We start from the raw sequence: 20,931 nt of genomic DNA, 5'->3' as shown, positions 1-20,931 counted from the left end.
GCGACCTCGGGACTCCGCTGCGCTGCGTTCCTCGCGCTCACGTCGCTGGCCTTTCGTTCGCGACTGCGGGACTCCGCTGCGCTGCGTTCCTCGCGCTCACGTTGAGTACGCCGAGTTCTCGTGGACATACGCGTGGGACAGATCGTTGGTCCAGATCGTGGCGGCCGACGTACCCGCGTGCAGGTCGATCCGGATGGTCACGTCCCGCCCGGTCAGGTCGACCTTCGAGCGGTCCTCGGCGGCGGCGCCGCCCCGGCACACCCACACCCCGTTGACCGCCACGTCCACCTCGTCCGGCTCGAACGCGGCGGCGGTCGTGCCGACGGCGGCGAGGATCCGACCCCAGTTGGGGTCGTTGCCGAACAGCGCCGTCTTGACCAGGTTGTTGCGGGCCACCGTACGACCCACCTCGACCGCCTCGTCCTCGTCCGCCGCGCCGACCACGTCGATGGCGACCTGCTTGGTGGCGCCCTCGGCGTCGGCCACCAACTGCTGGGCCAGGTCGTGACAGGCCGCAGTGACAGCGGCGGCCAACTCGGCCGGCGTCGGCTCGATGCCGCTCGCGCCGCTGGACAGCAGCAGCACCGTGTCGTTGGTGGACATGCAACCGTCGGAGTCGACCCGGTCGAAGGTGACCCGGGTCGCCGCGCGCAACGCCTCGTCCAGCGTCGCCGGCCCGGCCACCGCGTCGGTGGTCAGCACGCAGAGCATGGTGGCCATCCCCGGCGCGAGCATCCCGGAGCCCTTGGCCATGCCGCCGACCGTCCAGCCGCTCCCCCGGGCCACAGTGGTCTTCGGCCGGGTGTCCGTGGTCATGATCGCCTCGGCGGCGGCCGGGCCACCGTCACGGGACAGCCCGCGGATCGCCGAGCGGACGCCCGGCAGCAGTTTCGGCATCGGCAGCCGCTCACCGATCAGGCCGGTCGAGCAGACCGCGACCTCACCGGCACCGAGGATCAACCGTGGGCTGACCGAGGTCAACGCGGCGGCGGTGTGCTCGGCGGTGGCGTGCGTGTCCTGGAAACCGGCCGGGCCGGTGCAGGCGTTGGCGCCACCGGAGTTGAGCACCACGGCGCGGACCACACCGCCCTGCACGACCTGCTGGCTCCAGAGCACCGGCGCGGCCTTGACCCGGTTGGTGGTGAAGACGCCGGCCACGCCGGCGTCCGGACCGTCGTTGACCACCAGGGCGACATCCGCGCCGCCGCTGGTCTTCAGGCCGGCGGCCACACCGGCCGCCCGGAACCCCCGCGGGGTGGTGACACTCATGGTGCGGTCCCCCAGATCGACAGGCCCGTCGTCTCCGGCAGGCCGAGCATCAGGTTGGCGTTCTGGACGGCCTGACCGGCGGCGCCCTTGCCCAGGTTGTCCAGCGCGCTGAGCACGATCAGACGACCCGAGTCGACGTCGACGGTGGCCTGCAGGTGGCACGAGTTGGAGCCCAGGGTGGCGGCGGTGTGCGGCCAGCGGCCCTCCGGCAGCACGTGCACGAACGGCGCGTCCGCGTACGCCCGCGCCAGCACGTCCTGCGGGTCGACGCCGCGCGCCGGCAGCGCGGTGACAGTGGCCAGGATGCCGCGCGGCATGGGTGCCAGGACCGGGGTGAATGACAGGCCGGTAGCGCCGGTGGCCTGCTTGATTTCCGGGACGTGCTGGTGGGTTCCCACCCGGTACGGCGACAGGTCGCCCATCACCTCGCTGGCCAACAGGTGCGGCTTCGCCGCCCGGCCGGCGCCGGAGGTGCCGGAGGCGGCGACCACCACCACGTCGGCGGGGTTCGCCGCGCCGTCGGCGATCAGCGGCGCGAGCGCCAGCGTGATCGCGGCGGCGTAGCAGCCGGTGTTCGCCACCCGGGTGGCGCCAGCGATCAGCTCCCGCTGACCGGGCAGCTCCGGCAGGCCGTAGGTCCACTGCCCGGCGTGCGTGCCGCCGTAGTACTGCGCCCAGGCGTACGGGTCGGCGAGCCGGTGGTCGGCGCCCAGGTCGACGATGCGCACCTCGGCCGGAAGCTGGGCCGCGAGGGCCGCCGACTGGCCGTGCGGCAGAGCCAGGAAGACCAGGTCCGCGTCCGCCAGGGTCGCCGGATCGGTCTCGCCGAGCACCAGGTCGAGCCCGGTGAGCTGCGGGTGCACCACGTCGACGCGGTGCCCGGCCTGGCTGTGCGCCGTGGCGGCGACCAGGTCGAACTCCGGGTGCCCGGCGATCAGGCGCAGCAGCTCACCCCCGGCGTACCCGCTCGCTCCGGCGACCGCGACTCGGATCCCCATACTCACCTCCGCATGACTATGCAGCGAAGATTAACAAGGGCGACTCACGAGTGCAAGTTAATACAGAGCACTGCATGATGATGTGGAGCCCGCCTCACCCCCGCGATCTTGCACTTACTGTGCCCGCGAAGCCGGCCAAAGGTGCGTATCGGCAACACGAACTGCAAGATCGCGGGGAGTGGGGCCGTCAGGCGCCGCGCAGGGTGGCGCCCAGGCGCTCCGCCGCAACGGCGACCGCCGCGTCCCGTGCCGCTACCGCCTCCTCGACGGTGAGCGTCCGATCCGGTGCGCGGAAGGTGAGCTTGTACGCCAGCGACCGGCGACCCTCGCCGAGCTGCGCGCCGGAATACACGTCGAACAGTCGCACGTCCTCCAGCAGCTCACCGGCGCCCGCCTCCAGCGCCCGGCGCACCTGCTCCGCCGGCACCGAGTCGTCCACCACCAGGGCCACGTCGATCAGCGCCGGAGGGAAGCCGGAGACCGTCGGCGCGGGCGTCACAGGGGTCGCCGGCAGCGCGTCGAGGTTCAGCTCCATCGCGCTGGTGCGGCGGGGCAGCTCCAGCGTCGCGACCACCGTCGGGTGCAGCTCGCCGGCGTGGCCGACGACCGAGCCGTCGACCCGCAGCTCGGCGCAGCGGCCCGGGTGCCACGGGGCGTACTCGGCGGCGCGCACCTCGACCTGCTCGTCGGGGATCCCGGCGGCGGCCAGTACGTCACGGGCCGCCTCGATCGCGTCCGCCCAGCCGGCCGGTCGACCCGGCCCCCACCAGCCGGCCGGGTCGAGGTCGCCGGAGAGCACCACCGCGACGTGCACCGGCTGCGCCGGCACCACCGCGTCGGCGGCTGCGAACTCCTCGTCGGTGGGGCGCCGATCCACGCCCATCGCCGGCGGGCTGCCGGCGCCGACGCGCGGGTGGAAGACCGCACCGATCTCGTAGAGGGCGAGGTCGCGGTGACCCCGGCCGAGGTTGCGCTTGAGGATGCCGAGCAGCGGGCCGAGCAGCGTGGTGCGCAGCAGCGGCTCCTCCTCGGACAGTGGGTTGGCCAGCCGCACCGCGGGCCGACGCGTGTCGTCGGCCGGCAGGCCGAGCTGGTCGGCCAGTTCCGGCGACACGAACGGGTGCGCGAGCACCTCCACGTACCCCCGCTCGGCCAGCGACCAGGCGACGGCCCGGCGGCGACGCTGCCGCGGGGTCAGACCGCGCCCCGGAGGCGCGGTCGGCAGCACCGACGGCACCCTGTCGTACCCGTCGAGGCGGACCACCTCCTCGACCAGGTCGGCCGGGTCGGTCAGGTCGGGCCGCCAGGTCGGCGGGGTCACGCTCAGCACCGTCCCGACGCCGCTGGCCACGCCGACCGCGCCCGGGTCCTCGGACAGCCGGTCCGCGCCCTGCGCGACGGTGCAGCCCACCCGCTCCAGCAGGGCGACCACCCGCGCCGGCGGGTACTCCACACCGACCCGCCGGGTCGGCAGGTCCGCCGGAAGGCTGATCGGGGTACGCGGCCGAACGTGGTCGATGTCCAGGATTTCCGCGCTCGGCGTGCCCCCGCCGTGCTCGGTGAGCAGCCGCACGGCACGCTCCAGCGCGACCAGCGCCACGGCCGGGTCGACGCCCCGCTCCCAACGCTTCGCGGCCTCGCTGAACAGCTTGTGCCGGCGGGCGGTGCGCCCGACCATCGCCGGATCCCAGTGCGCCGCCTCGAAGAGCACCGTGGTGGTGCCGGCGACGACCTCGCTGGTCTCGCCGCCCATCACCGCCGCGAGCGAGATCGGCCCCGTGTCGTCGCAGATGACCATGTCGTCGCTGGTGAGCACCCGGTTGACGCCGTCGAGGGTGGTCAGCTTCTCCCCCGCCTCGGCGCGGCGGACCACCAGCTGCCCGGCGATCCGGTCGGCGTCGAAGGCGTGCATCGGCTGACCCAGCTCCAACATCACGTAGTTGGTGATGTCGACGGGCAGCGAGATGCTGCGGATGCCGGCGGTGACGAGCCGCTGCTGCATCCAGGACGGCGTGGGCGCGGTCGGGTCTACCCCACGGACCAGGCGGGCCGTGAACCGGTCGCAGCCGACAGTGTCACGAACCTCCACCGGGTACGCCGGCGTCTCGGTGCCGCCCGGGGCCGGCGCCAGGGCCGGGTCGCGCAGCGGCACGTCGAACGCGTGCGACAACTCCCGGGCCAGGCCGCGCAGGCTCAGCGCGTACCCCCGGTCGGGGGTGATCTCCAGATCGAGCACGACGTCGTCGAGACCGACCACCGGGCGCGCGTCGTCGCCGGGCTTCGCCGTCACGTCCGGCCCCAGCACGATGATGCCGGAGTGGTCGTCGCCGAGGCCCAGCTCCTTGGCCGAGCAGATCATGCCCGCCGAGTTGTGCCCGTACGTCTTGCGGGCGCCGATCGCGAAACCGCCGGGCAGCACGCCGCCGGGCAGGATCACCACCACCCGGTCGCCCGGGGCGAAGTTACGGGCCCCGCAGACGATCTCCTGCGGTTCGCCGGTGCCGTTGGCGGCACCCACGTCGACCCGGCAGAACCGGATCGGCTTCTTGAAGCCCGTGAGCTCCTCGATCTCGCGGACCTCACCGACGACCAGCTGGCCGGTGACGGTCTCGGCCAGGTCCACCACGGACTCGACCTCGATGCCGAGGTCGACCAGGGCCTGCTCCAGGTCACCGGTGGGCAGGTCGGCGGGGAGGTCGACGTACTCCCGCAGCCAACTGACAGAAACTCGCATGACTTCAGACCACCGTTCCCGTGTCTCGTACCCGCATCGCCTACGCCCCGGTCCCGAGCGCGCGGCTGAACCGCACGTCGCCCTCGAAGAGATGGCGGATGTCGCTGACCCCGTGCCGGACCATCAGGGTCCGGTCGATGCCCATGCCGAAGGCGAATCCGGAGTAGACCTCCGGGTCGACGCCGCAGGCGCGCAGCACCCGCGGGTTGACCATGCCGCAGCCACCCCACTCGACCCACTGTGGGCCGTCACGGTGCTCCGGGAACCACACGTCGAACTCCGCCGACGGCTCGGTGAACGGGAAGTAGTGCGGCCGCCACCGGGTCTTCGCCTCCGGACCGAACATCGCCCGGGCGAAGTGGTCAAGCGTGCCCCGCAGGTGCGCCATCGTGATGCCCTTGTCGACCACCAGACCCTCGGCCTGGTGGAACACCGGGCTGTGGGTGGCGTCGATCTCGTCGGTGCGGTAGACGCGGCCGGGCACGATCACGTAGATCGGCGGCTTGCGGCTGAGCATCGTGCGGGTCTGCACCGTCGAGGTGTGCGTGCGGAGAACAAGGCCGGAGCCCTCGGGTGCGATGTGGAAGGTGTCCATCAACCCGCGCGCCGGGTGGTCGGCGGGGATGTTCAACGCGTCGAAGTTGACCCACTCCAGGTCGACCTCGGGCCCCTCGGCCACCTCGTAGCCCATCCCGACGAAGAGGTCGCTGATCGACTCCATCAGGGTGCTCAACGGGTGCCGAGCGCCACGTGGACGCCGGTCGTAGGGCAGGGTGACGTCCACCCGCTCCTCGACCAGCACCCGCTCGGCCTGCTCGCGCTCCAGCACTTCGGCGCGGTCGGCGTACGCGGTCTCGATCGCCCGGCGGGCCTCGTTGACCCGCTTGCCGGCGTCGGACTTCGCGGCCGGCGGCAGCGCCCCGATCTCCCGGCGCGCGAGGGAGACCGGTGACCGGTCACCCAGGTGCACCGAGCGCAGCGCGGTCAGCGCGTCCGGGTCGGCGGCCGCCGTGAACGCCTTCGTGGCGTCCGCGACGGCCTCGTCCAGGGCGGCGGGGTCGAGCAGGGCGACCTGCTTCGGGTCGTACGGATCGTTGCGGTAGCTCATGGCGTACGGGCACTCCCTCACGGCGGCGCCAGCCCTCACCGGGGCGGCTAGGCGAGTCTACGGACGCGCGGCTGTGCCGCAGCCCGCCGGTAGGAGTTGTGCAGGGAGCAGGTCAGGCCCGCCGCCCGCCGACACCGGCGGGCTGGCTAAACGAACGCCGTGTCGCGTTCATGGACGGACGCTCTCCCCTGCTGTCAGTCGCGCCTGGCACGATCACCTCAGCGCTGTGCTCTCGCTGAAGCGTACAGGCAGACCGCGGCGGCGGCAGCCAGGTTAAGGCTCTCCGCGCGCCCGTACAGCGGCACCCGCACGCGGGCGTCGGCGGCGGCGGTCAACTCCTCGGGCAGCCCGTGCGCCTCGGAGCCGAACAACCAGGCGGTGGGCCCGACGAGCCGACCGTAGTCGGTCAGGTCGTCCAGGTCGCTGTCGCCGTACCCCGTGGTGGCGAAGATCGACAACCCGGCGGCGCGCAGCGCCTCGACCACCGCGATCGGGTCGGTGGCGCGCACCACGTCGACGTGGAAGAGGCTGCCGGCCGAGGCCCGCACACACTTACCGTTGTACGGGTCGACGGCGTCTCCGGCGAAGATCACCGCACCCGCGCCGGCCGCGTCGGCGGTGCGCAGCACCGTGCCGGCGTTGCCCGGGTCGCGGATCTCGGCGAGCACCGCCACCAGCCGGGGCGCACCCGCGAGGGCCTGCTCCAGCGACACGTCGAGGTGCCGGCAGACGGCGACGAGGCCCTGCGGGGCGACGGTCTCGGCCAGCGCCGCGATGGCATCGTCGGTCACCTCGGAGACCGGCACGTCGGCGCGGGCCGCCGTGGCGGCCAACTCCGGATACCGGTCGAGCGCGGTGGTCGTACCGAACAGTTCGGTGACCACCCCCGGCCGCGCGAGGGCCTCGCGGACCGCCTGCGGGCCCTCGGCCAGGAAACGGCCGGTGGCGTCGCGGTCCCGGCGGCGTTGCAGGCGGCGGGCGGCGACAACCCTGGGGGTACGCGGGGTGAAGGCCATGGTGTGCGTTCCTCCGACACGATTGAGGCGCCCCCCGGACGGCGGTGCCGACACGGGAGACGCCTCGCTCTGGTGCGTGGGGATCAGGCGGCCTGAGCCGCCGCGCCGCCGGTGCCCTCGGCCGCGACCGCGGCCCGGGCCAGCTCGACGATCGCCGCGAAAGAGGCGGCGTCGTTGACAGCCATGTCGGCCAGGATCTTGCGGTCGACCTCGATGCCGGCCAGACGCAGGCCCTGGATCAGACGGTTGTAGGTCATCCCGTTGGCCCGGGCGCCTGCGTTGATCCGCTGAATCCACAGCTGCCGGAAGTCGCCCTTGCGGTCGCGACGGTCCCGGTAGGCGTACTGCATCGAGTGCAGCACCTGCTCCTTGGCCTTGCGGTACAGGCGGGAGCGCTGACCACGGTAACCGCTCGCGGTCTCCAGCAGGGTACGACGCTTCTTCTGGGCGTTTACAGCCCGCTTGACGCGTGCCATCTCAACTCCTTATTACGTAAAGGTGGCGCGCGTCAGCGGCCGAGCAGCTTCTTGATGCGCTTGACGTCGGCCTTGGCCAGCACGACCGTGCCGGTCAGCCGGCGGGTCTGGGTGGAGGGCTTCTTCTCCAGGTTGTGGCGGAGGCCGGCCTGCTGGGCAACGATCTTGCCCTTGCCGGTCACCTTGACCCGCTTACCCATACCCGTGTGGCTCTTCATCTTCGGCATGTGGAACGTCTTCTCCCCTGTTACTCGCCGCTGGTGTCGGCGGCGAGGCCGGTGTCACCGGCTGCTGCGGTCTCGCCGACCGCCGCGGTCTCATCGGCTGCCGGAGCGGACTCGTCCGCCCGGTCCCGAGGTGCACCGCGAGACGCCGTAGCGGCGACCGCGGAGGCCTTGACGGCCCGATGCGGGGCGAGAACCATGATCATGTTTCGGCCGTCCTGCTTCGGAGCGGCCTCGACGTATCCCAGGTCCGTGATCTCGGACTCGAGCCGGCGCAGGAGCCGGTAACCCAGCTCCGGGCGGCTCTGCTCGCGACCGCGGAACATGATCGTCACCTTGACCTTGTCGCCCGCCTTGAGGAACCGCACCACGTGACCCTTCTTGGTCTCGTAGTCGTGCGGGTCGATCTTCGGTCGAAGCTTCATTTCCTTGATGACGGTCTGCTGCTGATTACGCCGCGCTTCGCGCGCCTTGAGTGCACTCTCGTACTTGAACTTGCCGAAGTCCATGAGCTTGCACACCGGCGGGCGCGCCATCGGCGCAACCTCGACCAGGTCCAGATCGACGTCCGCGGCCAGCTGAAGAGCGCGCTCCAGCGGGACGATGCCCACCTGCTCACCCTCTGGGCCGACCAGTCGGACCTCACGTGCCCGGATCTGCTCGTTCACGCGTGGTTCGACGCTGATGGGGCCTCCTCGAGTCGTTTCTGCTCAGTCGCCGACCCCTGCGGCTCCCAGGAGGGAACCGACCCGAAAAGCAGAAGGCCCCGGCGCATGCCAGGGCCCGCTCGACCGGTCAGCACGATCACAAGGATCGCGCATCCGGCTCCGGGACATGCCCGAAACCGGTGACCGGACCCGGCCACCGTAGCGGCGACTCGGGTGGGAGCAGGCGCTCCGCTTTCAAGGCTGTCTGCTCGCACGCGGAGACAGCCTGGTCGACTCGACAACAGTACACCGGCGCCCCGGCCACCCCCAAACCGGGCACCACCTGCGGTCAAGGAGCCGGCGCGGCGGCCCGCCAAGATCCGCGCATGTTCCCTGAAACTGCTGCCTCAGCGTGCCGGGAGGCAGCAGTTTCAGAGAAGTTGTCCAGATCTTGGCGAGGGGCGCACGGCCTGGCGGGTGGGCAGCGTCGGGACGGGCGGTGGGTGATGTGGCTGGATCAGCGGCCGACGGCGCGTTCGGCGAGGCGGGCCTGGTGGGCCTCGTGCAGCCGACGCAGCGCGCGGACCCCGTCGACGGCCAACTCCTTGTCGGCGGCCTGCAACGCGACCATCGGCAGCAGGTCGTCGTCGTGCAGCTCCAGGCTGGCCCACGGCGCGCCCCGGTCGAAGCGGACGCCCCGGACAACCTCCCAGGGCAGCTCGTAGGAGCTGATGACGTTCCGCACCCGGATGCTCCGCGCGTCCGCCTCCACCCGGGGGCGGGTGAACAGCAGGAAGCCCAACGCCCCGAAGATGCCCAGGCCGATCATGGCGATCTGGTCGCCGCGCTGGAAGCTGCCGTAACCATCGCCGGTCGGGCCACTCAGCGAGGTGGCGACCAGACCGAACACCACCACCAGGGCAGCCGCCGCCGACCAGCAGACCACGCGGATGCGGCGGGGCTTCAGGCGGACCAGTTCGGTTTCACTCACCCCACCAGTCTGCCATCCGTAATCGTCCACCAAACGCACCACCCGCCGAGCCGCCACCCCCGAACCGCGAGTCCTGTGCCCCCTGGCGAGCGGAAGGGTCGCCGATCTTGCGGTTTCGGTTGTCGATACAGGGTGATATGCGCCTTGTGTCGGTGCAGAAAGTGCAAGATCGCCGCGGAGCAGGGTCAGGTTGGGCTTGGCGATCATGGAGTTGTGGTGCCTGGTTTGGGGTTCTGCGGGCGCTTTGTCGCCCACCACAACTCCATGATCGACGAGCTAGCAGTGGAACGGGCGCGCGGACACCCGGTCCAGCCGCGCTCGGGACGGGGGACGGTCAGAGGCGGCAGGCGTGGATGTTGGTGACGAGGATGGCGCGGGCGCCCAGCTCGTACAGCTCGTCCATGATGCGGTGCACGTCGTCGCGGAGCACCATCGCCTGCACCGCCACCCAGCCCTCGCGGTGCAGCGGCGACACGGTGGGCGACTCGATGCCCGGGGTGAGCCCGCTGGCCCGGTCCAGCAGACCGGCCGGCACGTCGTAGGCGAGCATCACGTAGCGGCGGGCCACCAGCACACCGTGCAGGCGGCGCAGCAACTGCTCGGCCTGCGGTTGCGCAGGTGCGCCGGCGCGCCGGACCAGCACCGCCGAGGAGCGCAGCAGCGGCTCACCGAAGACCACCAGGCCCGCCTGGCGCAGGGTCGCGCCGGTCTCCACGACGTCCGCGATCACGTCGGCGACGCCGAGGCGTACGGCGTTCTCCACGGCACCGTCGAGGCGGATGACGTCGGCCTTGACCCCCACCTCGCCGAGGTGCCGCTCGACCAGCCCCGGGTACGCGGTGGCGATCCGGTGACCGCCCAGCTCCTGGACGGAGGCGATGTCGTCGGGGCGGGCGGCGAAGCGGAAGGTGGCCCGGCCGAAGGCGAGGTCGACGACCTCCTCGGCCGGCGCGGCCGAGTCGATCAGCAGGTCGCGGCCGGTGATGCCGAGGTCGAGGTCACCGGAGCCGACGTAGGTGGCGATGTCCTTCGGGCGCAGGTAGAAGAATTCGACGTCGTTGGCCTCGTCCCGGCAGACGAGGTCCTTGGGGTCGGTGCGCTGGCGGTAGCCCGCCTCGCGCAGCATCTGGGCGGCCGGTTCGGCCAGGGTGCCCTTGTTGGGAATGGCGACACGCAGCATGACGGAGTGCTCCTTCGATCCGGATGGCGATCAACGGGGTGGGGGGCACTCACAGATGTCGGTAGACGTCCTTGAGCTCGAGACCACTGGCGAGCATCAGCACCTGGACCTGGTAGAGCAGCTGGGAGATCTCCTCGGCGGTGCGCTCCGGCCCCTCGTGCTCGGCGGCCATCCACGACTCGGCCGCCTCTTCGACGACCTTCTTGCCGATGAAGTGCACGCCCTTGTCCAGCGCGGCGACGGTGCCCGAGCCCGGGGTGCCGGCGGCGGCCTTGGCCTGCAGCTCGGCGAACAACTCCTCGAACGTCTTCACGAGGAACGATTCTTCCAGCCACCCGGGCGACGCCCCGCGTCCGGGTCCGCCGGAATCCAGCAAGCGGACAATTCCCTATCAACATGGTGGGACAATTGTCGATCGATGCCCGTGGAGCTCTACGCTGTCCGCCATGGCCAGCAGCTCACGTCTCCTCGCGCTCACAGTCGCCGGCGCCGTCGTCGTAGCGACCGCCGGATGCGCGCCGCAGGACGAGAATCCCACCCCCACTGTCACCGCAGCGGCGTCCTGCGCCAAGGACAGCCTGCCCACGCGTACGCCGGGCAAGCTGACCATCGCCACCGACCAGCCCGCGTACGAGCCGTGGTTCTCCGACGACACACCGGACAACGGTGAGGGCTTCGAGTCCGCCGTCGCGTACGCGGTGGCCGAGAAGCTCGGTTACGCCCGCGCCGACGTCACCTGGACCCGGGTCAAGTTCGACACCGCGATCGCGCCGGGGCCGAAGGACTTCGACTTCGACATCAACCAGTTCTCCATCACGGAGGAGCGCAAGCAGGCGGTCGACTTCTCCGCGCCGTACTACCTGGTGCGGCAGACAGTCATCGCGCTGAAGTCCTCGAAGATCGCCAACAGGACGTCGCTGGCCGAGCTCCGCGACGCCCGGCTCGGCGCGCAGGTCGGCACCACCAGCTACCAGGCGATCACCGAGGTGATCAAGCCGACCGCCAAGCCGCAGGTCTACAACAGCAACGACGACGCCAAGAAGGCGCTCCAGAACGGGCAGCTCGACGGCATCGTGGTGGACCTGCCGACCGCCTTCTACATCACCGGCGCGGAGATCACCGACGCGACGATCGTCGGGCAGGTGCCGCAGGTCGGTACGCCCGAGGCGTTCGGGTTGCTGCTGGACAAGAACTCCCCACTGACGTCCTGCGTGAGCGGGGCGGTCGGTCAACTCGCCACGGCGGGCACGCTGAAGCAGCTGGAGCAGAAGTGGCTCGCCCAGGTGGCGGGGGCGGCCGAGCTGCGGTGACGCTTCTGGATCATGTGCCGTCCGAGGCGCAGCTGCGGCGCTCGGCGTACCGGCGTCGGCAGACCGTCTACAGCGTGGTGGTCGCGGCGGCCTCGACGGCGGCGCTCGGCACCCTGCTGGTGATCGCGGTGACCGGAGCGCCGGGCTGGGACCGGGTCCGACTGTCGTTCCTGGATCCGGAGATCGCCCGCGACGCGCTGCCGACGGTGCTGAGCGGGCTCTGGCTCAACGTACGGCTGCTGGTGTGCTGTGCGATCGGCGCGCTGCTGCTCGGGCTGGTGATCGCCGTGCTGCGGACGCTGCGCGGGCCGGTCTTCTTCCCGGTCCGCGCGCTGGCCGCCGGCTACACCTACACCTTCCGCGGCCTACCACTGATCATCGTGCTCTACCTGCTCACCCTCGGCGTGCCGGGGCTGCGGTTGCAGGGCATGCCGCCGGTGCTGGTGCTGGGTGGGATCGCGTTGGTCCTCACCTACGGCGGCTACCTCGCCGAGGTGTTCCGGGCCGGCATCGAGTCGGTGCACTCCAGCCAACTCGCGGCGGCCCGCTCGTTGGGCCTGACCTACCGGCAGACGATGCGGCACGTGGTCCTGCCGCAGGCCGTCCGCCGGGTGGCGCCTCCCCTGCTCAACGACGTGGTGGCGTTGCAGAAGGACGTCGGGCTGGTCTCGCTCGCGGGGCCGATCGACGCGGTCCGCGCCGCCCAGATCGCCACCGCCCAGACCTTCAACTACACGCCGTACATCGTGGCGGGGGTGCTCTTCGTGCTGCTCGCGATCCCGCTGATCGCGGTCACCGACTGGGTGACGCTGCGCGCGGCCCGCCGACAGTCGGGAGGCTGAGCCGTGGCGTTGTTGCGCTGTCGAGGGCTGCGCAAGGAGTTCGGCGGGCACGTCGTGCTCGACCAGCTCGATCTGACCGTCGCCGAGCACCAGGTGGTGGCTCTGATCGGCGCGTCCGGGTCCGGTAAGTCGACACTGCTGCGCTGCGTCAACCTGCTGGACGACCTCGACGACGGCACCATCGAGTTGGACGGGGAGGACATCTCCGACCCCCGGGTGGACCCGGACCGGGTCCGGCGGCGGATCGGCATGGTGTTCCAGGCGTACAACCTCTTTCCGCACCTGAGCGTGTTGGACAACATCACCCTCGCGCCGCGCCGCGTACACGGGCGGGGCCGGGCGGAGGCCGAGGCGCAGGCCCGGGAGCTGCTCGACCGGGTGGGACTGGGCGCCAAGGCGGACGCCTATCCGGACCGGCTCTCCGGCGGTCAGCAGCAGCGGGTGGCGATCGTCCGGGCGCTGGCCAACTCACCCCGACTGATGCTGCTCGACGAGGTCACCTCCGCGCTGGACCCGGAGCTGGTCGGCGAGGTGCTGGCGATGATCCGCGACCTGAAGGCCGACGGGATGACCATGGTGCTGGCCACCCACGAGATGGGTTTCGCCCGGGAGGTCGCCGACGAGGTGTGTTTCCTCGACGCCGGGCGGGTCGTCGAGAGCGGCCCGCCCGAGCAGGTGCTCGGCGAGCCGACGCAGCCTCGTACCCGGCAGTTCCTGCGCCGGATCATCGAGGCCGGTCGGCTCTGAGCGAGGGTCGGCGGAGGCGTCAGCCGCCGAAGCCGACCCGCTGGGCGTTGCCCGCCGCCACGGTCCGCACGGCCAGCGCGGCGTCGAGCGCCGCGACGGTGGCCGCCCAGCCCTTGTCCTCCGCCGAGCCGGGCAGACCGGCGCGGTCGCGGGCCTGCTCGATGGTCTCCACTGTCAACACTCCGTGCGCCACCGGCTTGCCCTCGTCCAACGCCACCCGGGTCAGCCCATCGGTGACCGAACGGCAGACGTAGTCGAAGTGGGCGGTGGACCCGCGGACCACCACGCCGAGGGCGACCACCACGTCGCAGCGGCGGGCGAGGGCCTGCGCGACCACCGGCAGCTCGACCGACCCGGCGACCCGGGCGACGACGGAACGAGCGCCGCACGCCTCGGCGGCGGCCACCGCACGCTCCAGCATGTGGTCGGTCAGCTCGCCGTGCCAGCGGGCGGCAACGACCCCGACGGTCAGCCCCGCGGCGTCGACCGCCTCGACTCCCGGCTCACCGAAACCCGCCATCGTCATGCTCCGATCTCGTCATTGGCGACCGGACGCCCCAACGGCGCCTCGGACACCTCGTCCAACTCGTCCAGCAGGTGACCCATCCGGTCCCGCTTGGTGCGCAGGTAGCGCATGTTCTCCGGGTGCGCGCCGACCGGAAGCCCTTCGCGGCCGGTGATGGTCAACCCGTACCCCTCCAGCCCGGCCCGCTTGGCCGGGTTGTTGGTCAGCAGCCGCATCGAGCGCACGCCCAGGTCGTAGAGGATCTGCGCGCCGGTGCCGTAGTCGCGGGCGTCGGCCGGCAGGCCCAGGTCGAGGTTGGCGTCGACGGTGTCGCGGCCCAGGTCCTGCAACTGGTACGCCTGCAACTTGTGCAGCAGGCCGATGCCGCGCCCCTCGTGCCCCCGGACGTAGAGCACCACGCCCCGGCCCTCCTGCCCGACCCGAGCCAGCGCGGCGTCCAGCTGCGGCCCACAGTCGCAGCGCAGCGAGCCGAACACGTCCCCGGTCAGGCACTCGGAGTGCACCCGGACCAGCACGTCCTGGCCGTCACCGAGGTCACCGAGCACCATCGCGACGTGTTCGGCCGGGTCGTGCTCGGCGCGGTAGCCGAGCGCCCGGAACACCCCGTGCTTCGTCGGCATCCGGGCGTCGGCGACCAGCTCGACCTGCTTTTCGGTACGCCGCCGGTAGGCGATCAGGTCGGCGATGGTGACCAGCGTGAGGCCGTGCTCGGCGGAGAACTTCTCCAGGTCCGGCAGGCGCATCATGGTGCCGTCGTCGTTGACCAGCTCGCAGAGCACGCCGGCCGGACGCAGCCCGGCCAGCCGGGTCAGGTCGATCCCCGCCTCGGTGTGCCCCGGCCGGCGCAGCACCCCGCCCTCACGGGCGCGCAGCGGCACCACGTGCCCGGGGCGGGCCAGATCGGTCGGGTCGGTCGCCGCGCCGGCGAGCAGCCGGCTGGTGTGCGCGCGGTCGGCCGCCGAGATGCCGGTGCCGACGCCCTCGCGGGCGTCCACTGTCACCGTGTACGCGGTGCCGCGCCGGTCCTGGTTGGTGTGGTGCATCGGCGGCAGGTCGAGCCGGTCGGCTTCGCTCTCGGTCAGCGCCACGCAGACGTATCCGGAGGTGTAGCGCACCATGAACGCCATCAGCTCCGGCGTGGCCAACTCGGCCGCGAAGATCAGGTCGCCCTCGTTCTCCCGGTCCGCGTCGTCGACCACGACGACCGGCCGCCCGGCCGCGATGTCCGCGATCGCCTGCTCGATGCTTCCGAAGCTGGTCATGCGATGGCCTCCGTGTAGGTGGGCGTGCGGGCGGCAGCCGGCCGGGTGGCGCGGGACGTGCGCCACCAGGCGGCGAAGCCCCAGACGCAGAGGGCGCCGTAGATCAGGTACATGACGGCCGACGGGTAGAACCCGCCCCGCAGCAGCAGCGGCACGCCGACCGCGTCGACCGCGATCCAGAGCAGCCAGAACTCCACCCAGCCGCGGGCCATGCCGTAGGTGGCCAGCAGGCTGCCGGTGAGGATCCAGGCGTCGGGCAGCGGGCCCCACGAGCCCAGGGCCTTGAGCAGCGGGTACGCCGCGGCGGTGCCGAGCACGGCGGCCACCAGCAGCATCAGGCGCTCCCGTCCGGTGGCCCAGCGCGGGACGACCGCGGCCTGCCCGCCGTCGGCGCGACGGTTGCGCTGCCAGCGCCACCAGCCGTAGACGCTGACGGCGAAGAAGAACACCTGCCGGCCGGCCTGCCCGTACAGGTCGTGCGCCTGCGGGGTGGCGAACACCCCGCCGAGGAAGACGGTGAGGAGCAGCGCGTTACCGATCATGCCGACCGGCCACGCCCAGACCAGGCGGCGCAGCCCGAGCAGCGCCGAGACCAGACCGAACGCGTTGCCGACGATCTCCCGGGCCAGCACCGGCGAGCCGGCGACCTGCACCTGGGCGTCCAGCAGCCAGCTGAGCGGGCCCATCAGGCCACTCCGCCCGGGTTCGAGGCCACCCCGCGAGCGTCGGTGAGCCGGTCGCCGAGCAGCCGCTCGACGTACTTGGCCAGCACGTCGACCTCCAGGTTGACCGGGTCGCCGACGCCCTTCGCGCCGAGCGTGGTCAGCTTGAGCGTGGTCGGGATCAGCCCGACGGCGAACTCGTCCGCGCCGACGGCGGCCACCGTCAACGAGACACCGTCGATGGTGATCGAGCCCTTCTCCACCACGTACCGGGACAGGGCGGCGGGCAGTCGGAACCGGACGGTCTCCCACTGCTCGGCCGGCTCGCGGGAGATCAGTTCGCCGACGCCGTCGACGTGGCCCTGCACCAGGTGCCCGCCGAGCCGGCTGCCGAGCGCTGCGGCCCGCTCCAGGTTGACCGGGTCGCCGGGGCGCAGCGCGCCCAGCGCGGAGCGACGCAGCGTCTCCCCCATCACGTCGGCGGTGAAGACCCCGTCGGCCACCTCCACGACGGTCAGGCAGACACCGTTGACGGCGATCGAGTCGCCGTGCCGGGCGTCGGACGTGACCAGCGGGCCGCGTACGCCGAGCAGCGCCGAATCGCCCGCCGTCGGCGCGACCCGGACAATCTCGCCCAATTCCTCGATGATGCCAGTGAACATCTCAGCCCTCCCGTTTGCGGGGCAAAGCGGTGATCCGGATATCCGGACCGATCTGCGTAACGTCGACGAACTCCAGATCGATTGCCTCGGCGATGGTGGTCACTCCCGCGTCGACCAGAGCGGTCGGACCGGCGCCGAGCAATCGCGGCGCGACGTACCCGACGATCTTGTCGACCAGGCCGGCCTCCAGGAACGCGCCGGCCAGCCGGGGGCCGCCCTCCAGCAGCACCGCGCGGACCCCGCGCTGGTGCAGCGCCGCGAGCAGCGCCGACAGGTCGACCCGGCCGTCCGGGTCGGCGCCGACCTCGTCGGCGGTCGCGATCCACGTCCGCGCGGCGCCGTCGCGGACCTTGGCGTCAGCCGGGGTACGCCCCGAGCTGTCCACCACCACCCGCAGCGGCTGCCGGATGGCCAGGCTGCCGTCGCGCAGGTTGCGGGCTGTCAACCGGGGGTCGTCGGCGAGCACGGTGCCCACCCCGGCGATGACCGCGTCGACAGTGCCGCGCAGCGCGTGCACGTCGATCCGTGCCGCCTCCGAGGTGATCCACATGCTGGTGCCGTCCGCCGCGGCGGAGCGCCCGTCGAGGGTGGCGGCGTACTTCCAGATCACGTACGGCCAGCCCCGGCGCATCGAGGTCAGCCACGCGACGTTGCCGGCCTCGGCCTCCTCGCCGCGTACCCCCAGGTCGACCCGGACCCCGGCGGCGCGCAGGGTGGCGGCGCCACCGGAGGCGACCGGGTTGGGATCGGGCACGGCGATGACCACCCGGCCCACCCCCGCCTGGACCAGCGCGGAACTGCAGGGACCGGTGCGGCCGGTGTGGTCGCAGGGCTCCAGAGTGACGACAGCCGTGCCACCCTTGGCCCGCCGCCCGGCCTGTGCCAGCGCGACGATCTCGGCGTGCGGCCCGCCGGCGTACGCGTGGAAACCCTCGCCCACGACCTCGCCGTCCTCGTCGAGCAGCACGCACCCGACCACCGGGTTGGGGCTGGTGGTGCCGAGCCCGCGCGCCGCCAACTCGATCGCACGCCGCATCGCCTCATCAACGGAGACGCTGGCCATCGCCCTGCCCCTGCCCTCTCACTCGCCGGTCCGCGCGCGGGCGGTCAGGGAGGCGGTGGCCATGGGGCCACGGGCAGGCGGTGGCGGATTCCGGGAACGGCGGAGCCGCCCCGGGGGGTCGGCACGGCACGCTGAAGCCAGCGGCCGGCTCGGACCCGTCCGTCCCGCGCGCTGTCTCCCATCCGGACTGTCTGGGCGCGGACGAACCGCCCCCAACCGTCGGCCCCGGATTTTCACCAGGTCCACCGGACGGCAGAGCCGTCCGGGTCGCGGGCTGACCACGGTTGGACCGTGGATCACCGCCGGTTCGGAATTTCACCGAGTCCCGCCAGCGCGTGGTGGGTACACGGGAAGTCTTACACGCCGATCCGGCTCCGCCGCCACCTAGGCGAGCTACTTCACAGCGCTATCACGCTCAGGTGACGCCGCGACGCCGGTCCACCGCCACGTACGAGCCCGGTTGGCTCTTGGCGACCGTCTTCATCTCCGAGGCCATCGCGATCGCTTCGAGGGGGTCGGAGAACCGCTTGCCGGCGTCGGAGAGCGAGACCCCGATGGAGAGCGTGACCAGGGCCGCGCGCCGGATGTTGCCGCGGCGGTCCTTCAACTCGACGAAGCCCCGCTCCCGGTCGGTCGGGTCGTAGAGCGTGTCGGCGGTGTTCTCGAAGTCGACCACCGCCTGGGAGGTCAGCGGGCGCACCTGGTCCGGGGCGCAGACGATGACGAAGTCGTCACCGCCGACGTGGCCGAGGAAGGCCGGTGGCAGTCCGACGCCCACCACCGCCCGGTGCAGGCTGCGGGCCAGCGCGGAGATGAAGTCGTCGCCACGGACGAAGCCGTACCGGTCGTTGACGCTCTTGAACCGGTCGATGTCGACGTAGCCGACCGCGTAGTCCACGCCCTGCCGGACCCGGTCGCTGATCTCCCGGCGGATCCGGCTGTTGCCGGGCAGCCCGGTCAGCGGCGAGACCTCCCGGAACTCCTTGTTGCGGCGCAGCGTGGACGAGACCCGGGCCACCAGTTCGGCGGTGTCGAACGGCTTGACCAGGTAGTCGTCCGCGCCGGCGCTGAGCCCGTGCACCTTGTCGACGGTCATCCCCTTGGCCGTCAGCATGATCACCGGAAGGGCCGAGGTCATCGGGTCGGCGCGTAGCCGCCGGGTCAGCTCAAGCCCGTCGATCCGGGGCATCATGAGGTCGACCACGGCGAGGTCCGGTCGCTGGCGCTCGATGACCTCCAGCGCCTCCTGGCCGTCGCTGGCGTGGATCACCTCGAAGCCGTGCAGCCGCAGGTTGAACTCGACGAAACGAGCGATGTCCTCGTCGTCGTCCACGACGAGAATGATGTCCTTGCGGTCGGCCTCGGGCTCCACCTCAGGCCCCGGGAGCCGCGCGTTCCGCCAGTGCCCGCAGGTGCCGTACCGCCTCCGCCGGGTCGGCGGCCCCGTACACGGCGGTGCCGGCCACGAACGCGTCGGCGCCCGCGGCGGCCGCCTGTTCGATGGTGTCGGCGGCGATCCCACCGTCGACCTCGATGCGCAGTTCCAGGTGCCCGGCCGACACGTGCCGCCGGGCCGTCCGGACCTTCTCCAGCAGCTGCGGAATGAACCGCTGCCCACCGAAGCCCGCCTTGATCGTCATGATCAGCAGGGTGTCGAAGCTGGGCAGCAGGTCCAGGTAGGGCTCGATCGGGGTGTCCCGGTCGATGGCCAGGCCCGCCTTCGCGCCGGCCGAGCGCAGGTCCTTGGCCAACGCCACCGGGTCGTCGGACGCCTCCGCGTGGAAGGTGACGTTGTACGCCCCGGCGTCGGCGTAGCCGGGGGCCCACCGGCGCGGGTCCTCGATCATCAGGTGGACGTCGAAGGGCATCGCCGTGACAGCCCGCAGGCTCTGCACCACGGGCAGCCCAATGGTCAGGTTCGGCACGAAGTGGTTGTCCATCACGTCGACGTGCAACCAGTCCGCGGCGTCCTCGACGGCACGGACCTCTTCGGCGAGGCGGGCGAAATCGGCGGCCAGGATGCTCGGCGCGACGATTGGCGGCGGTACGGTCACGGGGCCAGTGTACGAACGTGGCCACCCGCCACCCGCATCGCGCCACCTTCGGGGACGCGCTGTGATCCAGCAGTGACCAGTGGTGCAGAATTGGACGCTCCGGACCCCCGAATCCGGACGAACAGACATCAGCGACTGGCCGATCGACGGAAACGCGACGACACTCCAACCGGGACGGTGCGTAGGCTGCACGCCCGCCGGGGTCTCGCCGCGGGGCGCGGTGACCGGCCGCCAGCTCACGGGAGGGCGGACGATGCGACGGTGGCTTCCAGCGCTGGTGCTGGCCGGCGTCACCACGATGCTGCTGGCCGGCTGCGCGCCAGCGCGGGGCGCGGACGGCGATCTCACCGACGACTGGCCGACGCTGCGGGTGCCGAAGCCGTTCACCCCCGCCACCGACACCTGTCTGCCGCGGATCGCCGCTGTGGTGCAGGCCAGCACGTACGAGACGGTGGACTGCGCGCGTAACCACCTGGCCGAGACCATCCACGTCGGCACCTTCGTCGGGCCCGACGCGCTGACCGAGGCCCGACCGGAGCCCGGGTCGTCGGCGCTGCGCACGGCTCGCGCCGAGTGCGACCAGCGGGCCCGGCAGGTGCTCGGCGGCGACTGGCACACCGCCCGACTCGCGCTCTCCCTCGCGCTGCCGTCCGCGCCCGCCTGGGCTGGCGGCGCCCGCTGGTTCCGCTGCGACCTCAGCGAGACCGGCAGCATCGACAACACCCGCCCGGTGAACCGCACCGGCAGCCTGCGCGGCGCGCTGATCGGCGACTCGCCGCTGACCCACCGCTGCTTCGACCCCAAGCTGATCGGCGACAACCTCAACTACATGGCGCCGGTGCTCTGCACCGAGCCGCACCGCGCCGAGTTCGTGGGCGTCTACGAGGAGCGGGACATGAGCTGGGCGGAGTTCGCCAAGTCCGCCGAGCAGGCGCACCAGCGCTGCATGGCGCTGATCGCCGAGTACGCGGCGGTGCCCAACAACAGCGAGCTGCCGTACCGGGCCGGGTCCATCTACTACCCGCCGTCCCAACGGGAGTGGGAGGAGGGCGACCGTGGAGTGCGCTGTTTCCTGTGGAGCGACGACCGCAAACTCACCCGCTCGATGCGCGGCGCCGGCCCCGAGGGACTGCCCGCGATCTGAGCCTCGGTGCCGTATG

22 protein-coding genes and 1 riboswitch are annotated in these 20,931 nt (G+C 71.9%); of the genes, 4 read left to right on the top strand and 18 right to left on the bottom strand.

Annotated features, from left to right (window positions below; genetic code table 11):
• Nucleotides 1-96 precede the first annotated feature (96 nt).
• The 11 genes from argJ to IW249_RS21110 form a co-directional block, all read right to left on the bottom strand.
• On the bottom strand, nucleotides 97-1,269 hold the full coding sequence (argJ, locus tag IW249_RS21160) for a bifunctional glutamate N-acetyltransferase/amino-acid acetyltransferase ArgJ (RefSeq protein WP_196922346.1): 1,173 nt from the start codon (nucleotides 1,267-1,269) through the stop codon (nucleotides 97-99).
• On the bottom strand, nucleotides 1,266-2,267 hold the full coding sequence (gene argC, locus IW249_RS21155) for an N-acetyl-gamma-glutamyl-phosphate reductase (RefSeq protein ID WP_196922345.1): 1,002 nt from the start codon (nucleotides 2,265-2,267) through the stop codon (nucleotides 1,266-1,268). The genes argJ and argC overlap by 4 nt, the downstream gene beginning before the upstream one ends.
• A 187-nt stretch (nucleotides 2,268-2,454) precedes the next feature.
• Nucleotides 2,455-5,001: a phenylalanine--tRNA ligase subunit beta gene (pheT, locus tag IW249_RS21150; protein WP_196922344.1), complete on the bottom strand. Its 2,547-nt coding sequence runs from the start codon at nucleotides 4,999-5,001 to the stop codon at nucleotides 2,455-2,457.
• A 40-nt stretch (nucleotides 5,002-5,041) separates the two neighbouring features.
• Entirely contained in the window at nucleotides 5,042-6,109 is a 1,068-nt protein-coding gene (gene pheS, locus IW249_RS21145) for a phenylalanine--tRNA ligase subunit alpha (protein ID WP_196922343.1), read from the bottom strand.
• Nucleotides 6,110-6,327: 218 nt separating this feature from the next.
• Nucleotides 6,328-7,125: a TrmH family RNA methyltransferase gene (locus tag IW249_RS21140; RefSeq protein WP_196922342.1), complete on the bottom strand. Its 798-nt coding sequence runs from the start codon at nucleotides 7,123-7,125 to the stop codon at nucleotides 6,328-6,330.
• A gap of 83 nt (nucleotides 7,126-7,208) precedes the next feature.
• On the bottom strand, nucleotides 7,209-7,601 hold the full coding sequence (gene rplT / locus IW249_RS21135) for a 50S ribosomal protein L20 (RefSeq protein ID WP_091087503.1): 393 nt from the start codon (nucleotides 7,599-7,601) through the stop codon (nucleotides 7,209-7,211).
• 32 nt (nucleotides 7,602-7,633) lie between these two features.
• Nucleotides 7,634-7,828 (bottom strand): 50S ribosomal protein L35, encoded by a 195-nt coding sequence (rpmI, locus tag IW249_RS21130; protein ID WP_007458415.1) that lies wholly within the window; start codon nucleotides 7,826-7,828, stop codon nucleotides 7,634-7,636.
• A gap of 20 nt (nucleotides 7,829-7,848) precedes the next feature.
• The gene (gene infC / locus IW249_RS21125) at nucleotides 7,849-8,493 is read right to left on the bottom strand and encodes a translation initiation factor IF-3 (protein WP_196922341.1); all 645 of its coding nucleotides are present in this window, start codon (nucleotides 8,491-8,493) and stop codon (nucleotides 7,849-7,851) included.
• A gap of 496 nt (nucleotides 8,494-8,989) precedes the next feature.
• Nucleotides 8,990-9,463: a PH domain-containing protein gene (locus tag IW249_RS21120; protein WP_181549307.1), complete on the bottom strand. Its 474-nt coding sequence runs from the start codon at nucleotides 9,461-9,463 to the stop codon at nucleotides 8,990-8,992.
• A gap of 334 nt (nucleotides 9,464-9,797) precedes the next feature.
• Entirely contained in the window at nucleotides 9,798-10,643 is an 846-nt protein-coding gene (gene hisG, locus IW249_RS21115) for an ATP phosphoribosyltransferase (protein ID WP_030488425.1), read from the bottom strand.
• A 49-nt stretch (nucleotides 10,644-10,692) separates the two neighbouring features.
• Nucleotides 10,693-10,956, bottom strand: coding sequence for a phosphoribosyl-ATP diphosphatase (locus IW249_RS21110; RefSeq protein ID WP_030335709.1), 264 nt, complete (start codon nucleotides 10,954-10,956; stop codon nucleotides 10,693-10,695).
• Between the two features lie 133 nt (nucleotides 10,957-11,089).
• Between IW249_RS21110 and IW249_RS21105 the strand changes: the two genes are divergently transcribed.
• The 3 genes from IW249_RS21105 to IW249_RS21095 are packed head-to-tail and all read left to right on the top strand — an operon-like array spanning nucleotide 11,090 to nucleotide 13,542.
• Nucleotides 11,090-11,953 carry an ABC transporter substrate-binding protein gene (locus tag IW249_RS21105; protein WP_196922340.1) on the top strand — a complete coding sequence of 288 codons (864 nt, stop codon included), beginning with the start codon at nucleotides 11,090-11,092 and terminating at the stop codon, nucleotides 11,951-11,953.
• Nucleotides 11,950-12,795 (top strand): amino acid ABC transporter permease, encoded by an 846-nt coding sequence (locus IW249_RS21100; RefSeq protein WP_196922339.1) that lies wholly within the window; start codon nucleotides 11,950-11,952, stop codon nucleotides 12,793-12,795. Before IW249_RS21105 ends, IW249_RS21100 begins: the two co-directional genes overlap by 4 nt.
• Nucleotides 12,796-12,798: 3 nt before the next feature.
• Nucleotides 12,799-13,542 carry an amino acid ABC transporter ATP-binding protein gene (locus IW249_RS21095; protein WP_307788653.1) on the top strand — a complete coding sequence of 248 codons (744 nt, stop codon included), beginning with the start codon at nucleotides 12,799-12,801 and terminating at the stop codon, nucleotides 13,540-13,542.
• 19 nt (nucleotides 13,543-13,561) lie between these two features.
• On the opposite strand, the gene ribH is transcribed toward IW249_RS21095, so the two are convergent.
• The 7 genes from ribH to rpe form a co-directional block, all read right to left on the bottom strand.
• Nucleotides 13,562-14,062: a 6,7-dimethyl-8-ribityllumazine synthase gene (ribH, locus tag IW249_RS21090; protein WP_091401939.1), complete on the bottom strand. Its 501-nt coding sequence runs from the start codon at nucleotides 14,060-14,062 to the stop codon at nucleotides 13,562-13,564.
• 2 nt (nucleotides 14,063-14,064) lie between these two features.
• Complete coding sequence (locus tag IW249_RS21085; protein WP_196922338.1) at nucleotides 14,065-15,330, bottom strand: bifunctional 3,4-dihydroxy-2-butanone-4-phosphate synthase/GTP cyclohydrolase II; 1,266 nt, start codon at nucleotides 15,328-15,330, stop codon at nucleotides 14,065-14,067.
• Entirely contained in the window at nucleotides 15,327-16,016 is a 690-nt protein-coding gene (pnuC, locus tag IW249_RS21080) for a nicotinamide riboside transporter PnuC (protein ID WP_196922337.1), read from the bottom strand. Before pnuC ends, IW249_RS21085 begins: the two co-directional genes overlap by 4 nt.
• Entirely contained in the window at nucleotides 16,016-16,654 is a 639-nt protein-coding gene (locus IW249_RS21075; protein WP_196922336.1) for a riboflavin synthase, read from the bottom strand. The genes pnuC and IW249_RS21075 overlap by 1 nt, the downstream gene beginning before the upstream one ends.
• Nucleotide 16,655: 1 nt before the next feature.
• The gene (gene ribD, locus IW249_RS21070; RefSeq protein WP_196922335.1) at nucleotides 16,656-17,717 is read right to left on the bottom strand and encodes a bifunctional diaminohydroxyphosphoribosylaminopyrimidine deaminase/5-amino-6-(5-phosphoribosylamino)uracil reductase RibD; all 1,062 of its coding nucleotides are present in this window, start codon (nucleotides 17,715-17,717) and stop codon (nucleotides 16,656-16,658) included.
• A 166-nt stretch (nucleotides 17,718-17,883) separates the two neighbouring features.
• A riboswitch (FMN riboswitch) is annotated at nucleotides 17,884-18,054 on the bottom strand.
• 78 nt (nucleotides 18,055-18,132) lie between these two features.
• Complete coding sequence (locus IW249_RS21065; RefSeq protein WP_196922334.1) at nucleotides 18,133-19,089, bottom strand: response regulator; 957 nt, start codon at nucleotides 19,087-19,089, stop codon at nucleotides 18,133-18,135.
• Between the two features lies 1 nt (nucleotide 19,090).
• On the bottom strand, nucleotides 19,091-19,771 hold the full coding sequence (rpe, locus tag IW249_RS21060) for a ribulose-phosphate 3-epimerase (protein ID WP_030335689.1): 681 nt from the start codon (nucleotides 19,769-19,771) through the stop codon (nucleotides 19,091-19,093).
• A gap of 253 nt (nucleotides 19,772-20,024) precedes the next feature.
• On the opposite strand from rpe, the gene IW249_RS21055 reads away from it, so the two are divergent.
• Entirely contained in the window at nucleotides 20,025-20,915 is an 891-nt protein-coding gene (locus IW249_RS21055; RefSeq protein WP_196922333.1) for a septum formation family protein, read from the top strand.
• The last annotated feature ends 16 nt before the right edge of the window (nucleotides 20,916-20,931 follow it).

This window comes from Micromonospora vinacea (genome assembly GCF_015751785.1).
GTDB lineage: Bacteria > Actinomycetota > Actinomycetes > Mycobacteriales > Micromonosporaceae > Micromonospora > Micromonospora vinacea.
The sequence above is the reverse complement of the archived record's forward strand: the minus strand, read 5'-3'. Positions and strand labels throughout refer to the sequence as shown.

Coding starts and splice junctions, on each gene's coding strand:
- pheS (WP_196922343.1), bottom strand. CDS start 6,109: ATGAGCTACCGCAACGATCCGTACGACCCGAAGCAGGTCGCCCTGCTC.
- pheT (WP_196922344.1), bottom strand. CDS start 5,001: ATGCGAGTTTCTGTCAGTTGGCTGCGGGAGTACGTCGACCTCCCCGCC.
- IW249_RS21075 (WP_196922336.1), bottom strand. CDS start 16,654: ATGTTCACTGGCATCATCGAGGAATTGGGCGAGATTGTCCGGGTCGCG.
- argJ (WP_196922346.1), bottom strand. CDS start 1,269: ATGAGTGTCACCACCCCGCGGGGGTTCCGGGCGGCCGGTGTGGCCGCC.
- argC (WP_196922345.1), bottom strand. CDS start 2,267: ATGGGGATCCGAGTCGCGGTCGCCGGAGCGAGCGGGTACGCCGGGGGT.
- IW249_RS21140 (WP_196922342.1), bottom strand. CDS start 7,125: ATGGCCTTCACCCCGCGTACCCCCAGGGTTGTCGCCGCCCGCCGCCTG.
- IW249_RS21085 (WP_196922338.1), bottom strand. CDS start 15,330: ATGACCAGCTTCGGAAGCATCGAGCAGGCGATCGCGGACATCGCGGCC.
- IW249_RS21105 (WP_196922340.1), top strand. CDS start 11,090: ATGGCCAGCAGCTCACGTCTCCTCGCGCTCACAGTCGCCGGCGCCGTC.
- rplT (WP_091087503.1), bottom strand. CDS start 7,601: ATGGCACGCGTCAAGCGGGCTGTAAACGCCCAGAAGAAGCGTCGTACC.
- ribD (WP_196922335.1), bottom strand. CDS start 17,717: ATGGCCAGCGTCTCCGTTGATGAGGCGATGCGGCGTGCGATCGAGTTG.
- hisG (WP_030488425.1), bottom strand. CDS start 10,643: ATGCTGCGTGTCGCCATTCCCAACAAGGGCACCCTGGCCGAACCGGCC.
- pnuC (WP_196922337.1), bottom strand. CDS start 16,016: ATGGGCCCGCTCAGCTGGCTGCTGGACGCCCAGGTGCAGGTCGCCGGC.
- IW249_RS21055 (WP_196922333.1), top strand. CDS start 20,025: ATGCGACGGTGGCTTCCAGCGCTGGTGCTGGCCGGCGTCACCACGATG.
- ribH (WP_091401939.1), bottom strand. CDS start 14,062: ATGGCGGGTTTCGGTGAGCCGGGAGTCGAGGCGGTCGACGCCGCGGGG.
- rpmI (WP_007458415.1), bottom strand. CDS start 7,828: ATGCCGAAGATGAAGAGCCACACGGGTATGGGTAAGCGGGTCAAGGTG.